This window comes from Serratia bockelmannii (assembly GCF_051803255.1).
Classification (GTDB): domain Bacteria; phylum Pseudomonadota; class Gammaproteobacteria; order Enterobacterales; family Enterobacteriaceae; genus Serratia; species Serratia bockelmannii.
Genome location: NZ_CP196512.1, coordinates 2,015,892 through 2,027,401 on the forward strand (window position 1 = coordinate 2,015,892; position 11,510 = coordinate 2,027,401).

General features: G+C 62.1%; 10 protein-coding genes. 7 read left to right on the plus strand and 3 right to left on the minus strand.

The features are described 5' to 3' along the window. Positions 1–31: 31 nt before the first annotated feature. The 4 genes from ACSJLU_RS09720 (at position 32) to ACSJLU_RS09735 (ending at position 4,462) form a co-directional block, all read left to right on the plus strand. Positions 32–1,516 carry a sugar ABC transporter ATP-binding protein gene (locus ACSJLU_RS09720; protein WP_025302466.1) on the plus strand — a complete coding sequence of 495 codons (1,485 nt, stop codon included), beginning with the start codon at positions 32–34 and terminating at the stop codon, positions 1,514–1,516. A 15-nt stretch (positions 1,517–1,531) separates the two neighbouring features. Further along, a complete protein-coding gene (locus ACSJLU_RS09725) occupies positions 1,532–2,572 on the plus strand; it encodes an ABC transporter permease (protein WP_043141845.1) in 1,041 nt (346 codons plus the stop codon). A gap of 65 nt (positions 2,573–2,637) precedes the next feature. Beyond that, positions 2,638–3,558 (plus strand): sugar ABC transporter substrate-binding protein, encoded by a 921-nt coding sequence (locus tag ACSJLU_RS09730; protein WP_043141597.1) that lies wholly within the window; start codon positions 2,638–2,640, stop codon positions 3,556–3,558. A 139-nt stretch (positions 3,559–3,697) separates the two neighbouring features. After that, the gene (locus ACSJLU_RS09735; RefSeq protein ID WP_342096581.1) at positions 3,698–4,462 is read left to right on the plus strand and encodes an SDR family oxidoreductase; all 765 of its coding nucleotides are present in this window, start codon (positions 3,698–3,700) and stop codon (positions 4,460–4,462) included. A gap of 46 nt (positions 4,463–4,508) precedes the next feature. Here ACSJLU_RS09735 and metQ read toward each other — a convergent pair whose 3' ends face one another. Further along, positions 4,509–5,324 (minus strand): methionine ABC transporter substrate-binding lipoprotein MetQ, encoded by an 816-nt coding sequence (metQ, locus tag ACSJLU_RS09740; protein WP_043141591.1) that lies wholly within the window; start codon positions 5,322–5,324, stop codon positions 4,509–4,511. 236 nt (positions 5,325–5,560) lie between these two features. Between metQ and ACSJLU_RS09745 the strand changes: the two genes are divergently transcribed. Next, positions 5,561–6,079 (plus strand): hypothetical protein, encoded by a 519-nt coding sequence (locus tag ACSJLU_RS09745; protein ID WP_025302471.1) that lies wholly within the window; start codon positions 5,561–5,563, stop codon positions 6,077–6,079. A 146-nt stretch (positions 6,080–6,225) separates the two neighbouring features. Next, a complete protein-coding gene (locus tag ACSJLU_RS09750; protein ID WP_025302472.1) occupies positions 6,226–6,651 on the plus strand; it encodes a universal stress protein in 426 nt (141 codons plus the stop codon). 43 nt (positions 6,652–6,694) lie between these two features. On the opposite strand, the gene ygjK is transcribed toward ACSJLU_RS09750, so the two are convergent. Together ygjK and ygjJ are read right to left on the minus strand one after the other, a co-directional pair. Further along, positions 6,695–9,058: an alpha-glucosidase gene (gene ygjK, locus ACSJLU_RS09755; protein WP_273830767.1), complete on the minus strand. Its 2,364-nt coding sequence runs from the start codon at positions 9,056–9,058 to the stop codon at positions 6,695–6,697. A gap of 17 nt (positions 9,059–9,075) precedes the next feature. Further along, positions 9,076–10,146 carry a protein YgjJ gene (ygjJ, locus tag ACSJLU_RS09760; protein ID WP_164062615.1) on the minus strand — a complete coding sequence of 357 codons (1,071 nt, stop codon included), beginning with the start codon at positions 10,144–10,146 and terminating at the stop codon, positions 9,076–9,078. A 337-nt stretch (positions 10,147–10,483) separates the two neighbouring features. On the opposite strand from ygjJ, the gene ebgR reads away from it, so the two are divergent. After that, the gene (gene ebgR / locus ACSJLU_RS09765; protein WP_273830766.1) at positions 10,484–11,464 is read left to right on the plus strand and encodes a transcriptional regulator EbgR; all 981 of its coding nucleotides are present in this window, start codon (positions 10,484–10,486) and stop codon (positions 11,462–11,464) included. Positions 11,465–11,510: the final 46 nt, after the last annotated feature.

Consider the following 11,510-nt stretch of genomic DNA (forward strand, 5'->3'; position numbering starts at 1 on the left):
GAAAACGTGGGTCAGTGCGGAGGTAAGCGGTATGTACCCTTATGTTCTTGAGGCCGAAGGCATCAGCAAGCAGTTCCCCGGCGTCAAAGCGCTGGATAAGGTCTCGATTAAAATCAAACCCGGCAGCGTGCACGCGCTGATGGGGGAAAACGGCGCGGGCAAATCGACGCTGATGAAATGCCTGATCGGCATCTACCACCCGGACGAAGGCTCGATCAAAATCAAAGGCCGGCCGGTCACCTTCAGCGATACGCTGCAGGCGCTGCATTCGGGCATTTCCATGATCCATCAGGAGCTGAACCTGGTGCCTGACATGACGGTGGCGGAAAACATCTGGTTGGGGCGCGAGCCGGCGCGGCTGGGGTTCGTCAACCACGAGCAGCTGAACGAACAGACCCGCGAGCTGCTGGCGCGGCTGAACATCAAACTGCAGCCGGATACGCTGGTGGGCGAGTTGAGCATCGCCAATCAGCAGATGGTGGAGATCGCCAAGGCGGTGTCCTACAACGCCGACGTCTTGATCATGGATGAACCGACCTCGGCGCTGACCGAAGGCGAAGTGGTGCACCTGTTCGCCATCATCCGTGAACTGCGCGAGCAGGGCAAAGGCATCATCTATATCAGCCACAAGATGGACGAGATCTTCGCAATCACCGACGAAGTGAGCATTTTCCGTGACGGCACCTTCATCGCCTGCGACAAAACCGAAAACCTGACCAAACAGTCGCTGATCACCATGATGGTGGGGCGCGAACTGACGCAGATGTTCCCCAAATTCAACAACAATATCGGCGAGGAAGTGCTGCGGGTGGCGGGGCTGCGCCGCAGCGGCTGGTTTCATGACGTGTCGTTCAGCGTCAAACGCGGCGAGATCCTCGGCGTCGCCGGGCTGGTGGGCGCCGGGCGCAGCGAAGTGATGGAAAGCCTGTTCGGCATGCACCCGGCGGACGGCGGCGAGATCTTTATCGAAGGCCAGGCGGTGAAGGTGGATTCTCCGGCGAAGGCGATCGAGAGCGGGCTGGCGTTTCTCACCGAAGACCGCAAGAAATCCGGCCTGTTTCTGGTGTTGTCGGTGGTCGAGAACATGAGCATCGTCAACCTGTCGGAATACATCGGCAAGAACGGTTTCGTCAGCCATGTGCAGATGGCCAAAGACTGCATGGATCAGATCAAAAAGCTCAACATCAAAACGCCGACCATGGATCAGATCATCAATAACCTCAGCGGCGGCAACCAGCAGAAGGTGCTGATCGCGCGTTGGCTGCTGGCGCAGCCGAAAATCCTGATCCTCGACGAACCAACGCGCGGCATCGACGTGGGGGCGAAAGCGGAAATCTACCGCCTGATCAGCGAACTGGCCAACCGCGGCGTCGCCATCATTCTGGTCTCCTCCGAGCTGCCGGAGATCCTCGGCATGAGCGACCGGGTGATGGTGATGCACGGCGGCCGCATTACCGGCATTTTGGACAAAGACGACGCGGACCAGGAGAAGATCCTGGCGCTGGCCTCAGAATAACGAAGGGTGAACATCATGAGTAACGTAAAGATTGAGAAGCCGCTCTCCGCCGATTCAACGGGCAAGGGATCGCTGTTCTCCGGGCTGAGCGGCAAAATGCCGAAGGACACCGGTATCTTCATCGTGATGATCGGCATCGCGCTGATCTTCGAAATCCTCGGCTGGTACATGCGCGATCAGTCGTTCCTGCTGAACCCGAACCGCCTGCTGCTGATCGTGCTGCAGGTGGCGATCATCGGCATCATCGCGGTGGGCGTCACCCAGGTGATCATCACCACCGGCATCGATCTCTCCTCCGGCTCGCTGATTGCGCTGACCGCGGTGGTGGCGGCCAGCCTGGCGCAGACCTCGGACAGCATCTCGCCGATGTATCCGGGGCTGCTCGATCTGCCGGCGGCGATCCCGATCGGCGCCGGGATTGGGGTGGGCATCGTCTGCGGCTTTATCAACGGCTTCCTGATCACCCGCACCGGCATTCCGCCGTTCATCGCCACGCTGGGGATGATGGTATCGGCGCGCGGCCTGGCGCAGTACTACACCAAGGGGAACCCGGTCAGCTTCCTGTCGGACGGCTTCACGTCAATCGGCCAGGGCGCGATGCCGGTGATCATCTTCCTGGTGATTGCGGTGATCTTCCATATCGCGCTCAAACACACCCGCTACGGCAAATACATCTACGCCATCGGCGGCAACATGACCTCGGCGCGGGTCTCCGGCATCAACGTCAATAAGTACCTGGTGACGGTTTACACCATCGCCGGCGGCCTGGCGGGGTTGGCGGGCGTGGTGCTGGCGGCGCGCGTCAGCAGCGGCCAGTCGAGCATGGGGATGTCGTATGAGCTGGACGCCATCGCCGCGGCGGTGATCGGCGGCAGCAGCCTGATGGGCGGCGTCGGGCGCATTACCGGCACGTTGATCGGCGCGGTGATCCTCGGTCTTATCAAAAGCGGCTTCACCTTTATCGGCGTCGATTCTTACATTCAGGACATCATCAAAGGCGTGATTATCGTCGCCGCCGTGTCGATCGACATGCGGCGCAACCGCAAAAAACACTGATTGCCGTGAATTGCCGCCGGCGCCAAGGTGGGCCGGCGGCGTTTTTTTACCCGGGGGAACACATGATGAATTACCTGAAAGGGCTGTGGCTGGCGGTGGCGCTGTGTGCGTCCACTTCGGCATGGGCGCAAACCATCGGCGTATCGATGGCCTATTTTGACCAGAACTTCCTCACCATTATCCGCCAGGCGATCGACAAGGAGGCTAAGGCGCGCGGCATTACCGTACAGTTCGAAGACGCGCGCGGCGACGTCGGCCGCCAGACCGATCAGGTGCAGAGCTTTATCAGCGCCGGGGTGGACGCGATTATCGTCGATCCGGTCAACTCGGCCAGCACCCCGGTGATGACCAAAATGGTCCAGGCCGCCGGCGTGCCGCTGGTGTACGTGAACCGCACGCCGGGCGACGCCAAACTGCCGCAGGGCGTGGTGTTCGTCGGCTCCGACGAGCGGGAGTCCGGCACGCTGCAGATGGAAGAGCTGGCGCGGCTGGCCAACTATCAGGGCAACGTGGCGGTAATGATCGGCAACCTGACCGACGCCGGCGCGCTGCAGCGCACCAAAGACGTGGAGCAGGTGGTGGCCAAGTACCCGAAAATGAAGGTGGTGCAGAAGCAAAGCGCCAACTATTCACGCAGTGAAGGCATGGATCTGATGATGAACTGGCTGACCAACGGCGAAGCGATCGACATCGTCGCCGCTAACAACGACGAGATGGCGATTGGTGCGATCATGGCGCTGCAGCAGGCGGGCAAGGCGGATAAGAAAGTGCTGATCGGCGGCATCGACGCCACGCCGGACGGCCTCAAGGCGCTGGCCTCCGGCAAGATGCAGGTCACGGTGTTCCAGGACGCGGTCGGCCAGGGCAAGGCCTCGGTCGATGTGGCGCAGCGCATGATCAACGGTGAAAAACTCGAGCCGTATTACTGGATCCCGTTCGAGCTGGTGACGCCGGCCAATCAGGGGAAATATGCGGCCAGGCCGTGAGTTAACCGCCAGGTTCGCGTTGCCGGGGCGCTGCTTGCAGCGCCTTTCTTATTGGCGCCAGTTACATGTCCGCTTGCGGCCAGCGCGGCGCCGAATCTTGCCTCACACTGAGGATCTTTAAACCGCGTGAGGATGAGCGATGAACGCATTAAACGGCAAGGTGGCGGTGATCGGCGGCGCCAGTTCGGGGATCGGCAAAGCGGCGGCGCTGCTGTTTGCCCGGCAGGGCGCAGCGCTGGTGTTGGGCGCGCGGCGCGAGCCGCTGTTGGCCGAGCTGGTAGAGGACATTCGACGCGAGGGCGGCCGGGCGTTGGCGGTAGCCGGTGACGTGCGCGACGAAGCCTTCGCCGAACGGCTGACGGCGGCGGCGGTCGATGAGTTCGGCGGGCTGGATATCGCTTTCAACAACGCCGGCACCTTGGGGCCGCTGGGGCCATCGCTGGCGCTCACCGCCTCAGCGTGGCGCGAGGTGTTGGAAACCAACCTGTCCAGCGCTTACTACAGCGTCAAATATCAAATCCCCGCCATGTTGGCGCGCGGCGCAGGCTCGGTGATCTTCACCTCCACCTTCGTTGGCCACACCGCGGCGTTTCCCGGCACGGCGGCCTATGCGGCCGGCAAATCGGGGCTGATCGGCCTGACGCAGGCGCTGGCGGTGGAGTTCGGCGGGCGCGGCATTCGGGTGAACGCGCTGCTGCCGGGCGGCACCGATACGGCGATGGGGCGGCAGATGAGCAATACCCCGGAGGCGCTGGCACAGGTGGCCGAACTGCACGCGCTGAAGCGGCTGGCGATGCCGGAGGAGATCGCGCAGGCGGCGCTGTATCTGGCGTCTGACGCGTCCTCATTCGTCACCGGCACCGCGATGCTGGTGGACGGCGGCGTATCCATCCAGCGCGGCTGAGGTTGGCATGGCCCGTGGCCGGGCGCCACGGGCTCTACGCGAGGCGTTACCAGCCTTTGACGGCGTCGCCCTTGTAGATTTCGGTGGCGCTGGCCGCCACTTCGTCGGTCTGATAGGCCTTGACCAGATCCTTCACTTTCTCGCTGTCTTTATTGTCGATGCGGCTGGCGAAGATGTTGACGTACGGCGAGTTTTTGTCTTCGACAAACAGCCCGTCCTTGGCCGGCGACAGGCCAATCTGGCTGGAATAGTTGGTGTTGATGATCGCCAGCGTCACCTGTTGGTCGTCCAGCGCGCGCGGCAGCTGCGGCGCTTCAATCTCGACGATCTTCAGCTTTTTCGGGTTGCTGACGATGTCCAGCGCGGTCGGCAGCAGGCCGACGCCGTCTTTCAGAGTAATCAGCCCCTGTTTTTGCAACAGCAGCAGCGAGCGGCCCAGGTTGGTCGGATCGTTCGGCACCGCCACCTGCGCGCCGTCCGGCAGTTGGCTGAGTGCGGTTATCTTCTTCGAATAGCCGGCGATCGGGTAGACGAAGGTGTTGCCTACCGCCGCCAGCTTGTAGCCGCGCTCCTGCATCTGTTTGTCCAGATACGGTTTGTGTTGAAAGGCGTTGACGTCCAGATCGCCGTTGTTCAGCGCTTCGTTCGGCAGCACGTAATCGTTGAAGGTCACCACCTCCACGTCCAGATCGTATTTCTGCTTGGCCACTTTCTGCACCACCGCCCACAGCGACTGATCGATGCCGGCGCTGATGCCGACCTTGATGTGGTGATCGTCCTGTGCGGTCGGGCCGCAGGCGGTTAGCAGCAGCGTGCCGGCGGCGGCCAGCGCCAGGGTGAGGTTTTTCAGCGTAAATGTCATTTTCCCAGGGTCCTTGTCAACATTGCCTGCTAATTTTGGCGGGCAGAATAGTGGCAGTGACTGTAGGTAATCGCTGGGCTAAAACAAAATACTGATTCACTATGACTCATAGCGATTAGCTATGAGCGGCCGCTGCCCGGCGCGGTGCGGATTGCTTTGACGGCGAATCGACGGGCTTATTATGATAGCCGTTGGCCCGCAAGGGCAGACTGGGTACTGAAACGAAGGAAAAGACAATGCGATTGAACACTTGGAGCAAGGCGCTGTTGCCGCTGGTGGTGTTGGCCTGCGTCTCGGCGACTCAGGTTCGGGCGGCGGAGAGCGATACCGGACCGATCCCTAAACAGCTGCTGGGCAACTGGCGCGTCAGTAAAATTGTGCCGACCCAGACCACCGGCTGTTGGGATCAACAGCAGGCGCAGAGCCTGATCGGCGGTAAAATCAGCTATAAGGCGGATGCATTCAGCTGGAACGGCACGGCGCTGAAAAGCGAAGGGGCCACCGTCAGCACCGTAGAAGCGCAGGAGTTTGTCGAGGACAATTCCGGCAGCAGCTCCTACATCGATTTCCCGATGCTGGGCATCAGCACGCCGTCGGTCGAACGCGTGGTCATTCAGCATGCGGATACTACCATCAAAGGCATCACCGATCAGGGCACCGATGGGGTGCCCGGCGATAACGTGCTGGTGAAAGACGCCAACACGCTGATCCTGTCGTTGTGCAACGTCTGGTTTGAGGCGCAGCGCGAGAAGTAATTTTTACCTTCAGCCCCGGCAACGGGGCTTTCCCACCGCATCGCCACCCGTCGTACGCGCCATTTCTGAACTAAAATTAACCATAACGATATGCCCTGACGTGATATCGGAGCCTCGGCTCTACCGAGTCCATGACAGGAGGCGCTATGTGTTATCACCATATTGTCATCGCCACCGATCTGAGCGATGACGGCAAACGGTTGGTCGAAAAGGGGGCGCGGCTGGCGGAGGCGCTGCAGGCCAAACTCTCGCTGATCTATGTCGACGTTCACTACGACACCTACCACGCGGCGATCGGTTTTTCGGAGCGCAGCGATAACGGCGTGCCGTTCGAAGAGAAGATCCGCAAAGAGCTGGAGCCCACCACGCAAAACGTCAATTACCCGATCGCGGAAGTGATTATTGGGCGCGGCGGCTTCGTTGACGAACTGCGCACGGCAGTCGTGGACAAGAACATCGATCTGCTGGTGTTCGGCCATCACCACGATCTGTGGAGCAACCTGTTTTCTTCCACCCGCAATGCCATCAACCAGCTGAATATCGACGTGCTGGTGATCCCGATCCGCTCATAAACGCGGGCCACCGCCGGGCAACGATGGCGGTGGCCGCTGTGGCTTATTGCGTGAAGAAGTCGTTATACAGCATGTACAGGTGCGCCGCGCTCCAGGAGAAGTTCGGTGCGCCTTGCTGCGTGCCGGTGAGCGGGTTGTAGTTCTCGCGGATCGGCCCGTCGGCGACCAGGCCGTCGGCGTGGCGGAAGAAAGCCTGCGCCATCGCCACCGCGTCATCGCGATAGCCGTAGCGCTCCATGCCCTTGAGACCGAAATACAGCTGATCGACCCACACGCGGCCGCGCCAGTAGATATCCGCGCCGAACGCCGGGTTGGTCAGCGCCGCGGTGCCGAGCGGCACGTAGGTATTGAACTCGCGCGGATCCTTCATCACCCTGACCACCGCATCGGCGTGCGTCTGGCTGGCGGCGCCGTTGAACAGCGGCGACCAGCCCTCCGGCCCTTTGCCGCGCTCGACGATCGGTTTGCCGGCGCAGCCATTGGCCAACGCCCGGCCTTCGATGCGGATGTCATAGAAGAAACCGCTTTGCTTGTCGAACATGCAGGTGTTGATGTAGGCCGCCAGCCGGTCGGCTTTGGCGCGGAAGGCGGCGGCTTCGGCGCCGCGGCCCAGAATATCGGCCATCTCCGCCAGGTAGCGGTTGTCGCTGTACATGTAGCTGGCCTGATCCACCGATTCCTGCAGCAGTGAGTAACCAAGCAGCGTGCCGTCCGGCGCGCGGTTTTCGGCGAATTTCACCTGCCAGTCTTCGCGTTTGCCGCCCTGCGCTACGTAGCGCGCCAATTGATCCGGATCGATAAAGCCGAATACCGCCGCGTCGTCGCGGCCCGATTCCCAGGAGGCGGCGGTCTGAGCCGGGATCTCGATGCTGTCGTACCGCCCCTCGCGCACGATGCGATCGTAATTGTCGAGGCCGGCCAACGTTTGCTCGCGCTGCCCACGCTTGACGGTGAACAACATGCGCCCGTCGGGGGTATTGTGCGCTTTGTCGCGAGTGGCGCCGTACTCCGGCACGCCGTTGCCGTTGTGGTCACGGTTGCGCAGCCACCAGTCATGGTAGGCCACCAGCTTCGGGTACATCTCCGCCAGCCAGCCCTTATCGCCGGTGACGCGATAGACCTCCATCACCGCCCAGGCCGCCAGGCTCGGTTTGGTGTTGCGTTCGTTCCAGTTGCCGCCGTCGCCGCCGCGCTCCGGGCTGGGGTTGTAGGCGATAAGGTCGGGCAGAAAACCGGTATCCCACGGGCGCAGGGCGTCGCCCGGCCGGATCTGGTAGGCGAACACCGCGCGAATGTTGTCCTTGGCCACGTCCGGGTTGAAGTGCGCCATGGCGTAGGCCTGCTTCCAGGTGTCCCACGGCCAGGTTTGGTTGCCGGAGAACCAGCGCCCGGTGACCGACGGGGTGACCGAGTCGAACTTCATCGCCCCGGCTGCGCCGCGCCAGTTACCGTTCAGCGTTTCTATCGCTTTGACCGCCACGCGCGTTTGTTCCGCCGTGGCGTGCGGGTTGCTCAGCCCATCGGTAAGATAGCGTTCCCAGCGCTGCGCCGACGCGGCCATATAGCGCTGCGGGTGAGCGAGGATGTCGGCGATAGTGCGCTGTTCGCGCTGCGCCTCTTCGGCGGTGAGCAGGTGCGAGTAGGTGGTATACAGCGTGGTGGAGCCGGTGATGCGCGCCGTGGCGCGGAAGCGGTGGCCGTCGACCGTGGTGCGTTGCGGCAGCGATTTGTGGATCTGATACTCGGACTGGCCCGAGGTCATCAGCTGCGACGGCGCGCGCACCTTGCCGAAGGTGACGCGCAGGCCGTCAGCCGTCGGCACAATGCGGCGCGTGTAGTTCGGGAATGCCTGTTCGAGGGTTGCTGGTGGCTGCGGTTTTTGCTCTTTGGCGGCGTAGCGCTCCAGCAATTCGCCGTCCCACACCAGCTCCAGCGGCGCGTCGGTCAGGATCTGGGTTTCCAGCAACGAGGTGCGCGCGGCGGCGAAGCGCAGCGTCAGGTTGACGGTCACGCCCGGCGCGCTGAGCCGCTGCACCAGGGCGCCGGGCAGGCTGTAGGCCGTCATGGTGAAATGCACCGGTTTACCGTTTCGATAGACGGTGAGCCGATCGAAATTGTTGGCCATAAAGTTGATGTACTCTTCGGTCAGCAGCGCCGGGCCGGGGAAGCCGCCCATGCCTTCCGGCCCGCTCGGCAACAGGTGGCCGTGCCAGGCGCCGAGATCGAAGAACGGATTGAAGCGCTGGTGATCGTCGAAGTCGTAGTCGAGCATAAAGTGCGGCGCGCCGCGGCGGTCGATCACGTTTGGGTAGCGCTCGGCGAGCGGGGCGTCGGGCGTTTTCGGCGCGCAGCCCGCCAGCATCAGCAAGAGGGCAGTGGCCAGCGGGGTCAGGGAAGTCATGTTCATCGTAGGAGCCTCAACGGTTACCAATAAAAATATTGCATCAGAAACACCGAGTTGCTGGCGCCGGTACTGTCATTGCGCATAAAGAACTTGCTGTCCAGCGCGGTGGCCAGTTTGCCGCCGGCGTATTCGTACCAGACGCCGAACTGGGCGTATGAGGTGGCGGTATCCGCCGCGTTATCAAACCGGTGGCGGGCGTAGCTGTAGGCGGTGGAGAGATACAGCCCTTTGGCGGTTTCCGTCATCGCGCTGAGCATCAGACCCGACTCGCTGCCGGGGTGGCCGCCGCTGTCGCCTTTGCCGGTGTGGTGCCAGACGCGGCCGGCCAGGTGTTTGCCGCGCAGCCCCAGCAAAAACAGCTGCCCCAGGCCGTCCGTCACTTCCAGGCCGTTCAGCAACGTCAGACTGTCCTGCAGATCGTATTGGGTGTAGCCGTTGATCATCGCCCGGTAGGTGTACTTGTCGGAATAGCGATCGTATTTGCCGAAGTGCAACAGCGCCTTGCTCTCGTCGATACGACTTTCCGGCGCCGCCGTCACACTGTAGCGGAAGCGTCCGGTCAGATTTTGCAGCTTGGCGGCGTAGCTGAGATCGCGGGTGTTGGGGATCACGTAGCCGTACTCCGGCGTGAAGTCCCCCCACCATTGCAGATCGTCGAGCGACGAGTCGTTGCGCACGCTAAGCATCATCTCGGTGCCGTCGTCGGTGCGGTAACCGCCGTAAAAGCGGTTTAACCCACCCTCGAAGCCGCCCCAGCCGTGGCCCGGCGTCCAGGCATGGCCCTGGCTGTCCGCCTGTACGGTCCAGCCTTCGCCGTAAATCAGGCCGAACCAGTGGCCCTGTTTGATCTCCAGCCCCCCTTCGATATAGGTGCCGTCGCTGTATTTATGCTGATGTTCGCCGTTCAAATAGACGCTGCCGCCGATGCCGAGCTCGCCGTAAAAGCGCAGGGCGGTCGCGGCAGTTTCGGGCAACGGCGGCGGCGGCAGCTGATTGCGCTCCGCCGGGGTGACCGGTTCCTGCTGCGCCCAGACCGGCGCGCTAACGAGCAGCAACCAGGGCAACAGGGCGTGATGGCTTAGTGATTTCATGGGGCATAGGCCTGGTGTTGAATGGATCGGATCGTCAGCCGAGCGGCGGCTCACGCTAGGTCGCTCCCGGATCCCTGGGAGAAGAGAAAAATTCCGCCCTCATGGGGCGGTAAACGGCAGATATATTAGTAAAATATTTAGTAAAAAATACGCTTTAATCAGTAAATTGTTAACTTGATCACAGCGGGCGAAATGGGTATCTTTCGCTGCAGGCGCCCGGCAACGGCTGGCATGAGCGTGCCCTGGCCCGATTTGGGAAGGAAAGGGCGCGGGCGGTGCTGTACGCCGCGGCGCTATCCGATTAAGCTACCGTTTTTCGTCTGTGCATTGGGACTCTATGGCCACACTGAAGGAAATTGCTGAAGCCGCTAATGTGTCCGTCGCCACCGTCTCGCGCGTGTTGAATGACGACCCCACCCTGAGCGTGAAGGCGCAAACCCGCCAGAAGATCCTGGAAGCGGCGGAGCGCCTCGAATACAAGATTGCGCCTTCCAAACGGCAGAGCGGGCAACGCCTGCAATTCGCCGCGCTGTTCACCTATACGCAGGGCGTGGAGATCAACGATCCCTATTACCTGGCGATGCGTTACGGCATCGAAACGCAGTGCGAAAAGCTGGGCGTGGCGCTGAGCGCCGGTTACGACTTCAACGGCGACAAGGCGCTGCCGGCGGCCGACGGCCTGCTGGTGATCGGCCGGCCGCAGCCCGCGCTGTATGAGCAGCTCAGGCAGCAGGAAACGCCGGTGGTGTTCATCGACGGCGTGGTGGACGACGAGCGTTTCGACTGCGTCAATGTCGACCTGTACAAGATCAGCCGCAAGGTGATCGACTACTTCATCGGCCGCGGCTATCAGCGCATCGGCTTTATCGGCGGGCGCGACGATCCGGCCGGCATCGACCAGCGCGAGCAGGCGTTCGTCGAGTATGGCCGGCAGCAAAATGTGGTACGGGCGCAGGATATCTACTACGGCGATTTCAGCAGCCAGTCGGGCTATCAGTGCGCGAAAGCGATGTTGCAGAGCAAGAATGGCTATCCGCCGGCGCTGCTGGTGGCGACCGATTCGATCGCGATCGGCGTGCTGCGCGCGTTGCACGAACACGGCATTCAGGTGCCGGGGCAGATCGCGCTCATCAGCGTCAACGACATTCCCACTGCCCGCTTTATTTTCCCCGCCTTGTCCACGGTGCGCATCCCTTCGGAAACCATGGGCGCACAGGCCGTCAACCTGCTGGCGGAGCGGCTGCGCGATGAGCGCGCCGTCCCGCTGTCGATCTTCGTTCCCAGCTCGTTGCAGCTGCGCGACACCACCCTCGCCTGACCGGTCCCCGCCTCGGCGGGGGGCGTTGGCGCCCAAAATTAACGTC

Bases quoted from the DNA above. Each gene is read 5' to 3' on its own strand.
- ACSJLU_RS09745 (WP_025302471.1), top strand. From the start codon at position 5,561: ATGCGATTGAACACTTGGAGCAAGGCGCTGTTGCCGCTGGTGGTGTTG.
- ACSJLU_RS09735 (WP_342096581.1), top strand. From the start codon at position 3,698: ATGAACGCATTAAACGGCAAGGTGGCGGTGATCGGCGGCGCCAGTTCG.
- ACSJLU_RS09750 (WP_025302472.1), top strand. From the start codon at position 6,226: ATGTGTTATCACCATATTGTCATCGCCACCGATCTGAGCGATGACGGC.
- ygjJ (WP_164062615.1), bottom strand. From the start codon at position 10,146: ATGAAATCACTAAGCCATCACGCCCTGTTGCCCTGGTTGCTGCTCGTT.
- ACSJLU_RS09720 (WP_025302466.1), top strand. From the start codon at position 32: ATGTACCCTTATGTTCTTGAGGCCGAAGGCATCAGCAAGCAGTTCCCC.
- ACSJLU_RS09725 (WP_043141845.1), top strand. From the start codon at position 1,532: ATGAGTAACGTAAAGATTGAGAAGCCGCTCTCCGCCGATTCAACGGGC.
- ygjK (WP_273830767.1), bottom strand. From the start codon at position 9,058: ATGAACATGACTTCCCTGACCCCGCTGGCCACTGCCCTCTTGCTGATG.
- metQ (WP_043141591.1), bottom strand. From the start codon at position 5,324: ATGACATTTACGCTGAAAAACCTCACCCTGGCGCTGGCCGCCGCCGGC.
- ACSJLU_RS09730 (WP_043141597.1), top strand. From the start codon at position 2,638: ATGAATTACCTGAAAGGGCTGTGGCTGGCGGTGGCGCTGTGTGCGTCC.
- ebgR (WP_273830766.1), top strand. From the start codon at position 10,484: ATGGCCACACTGAAGGAAATTGCTGAAGCCGCTAATGTGTCCGTCGCC.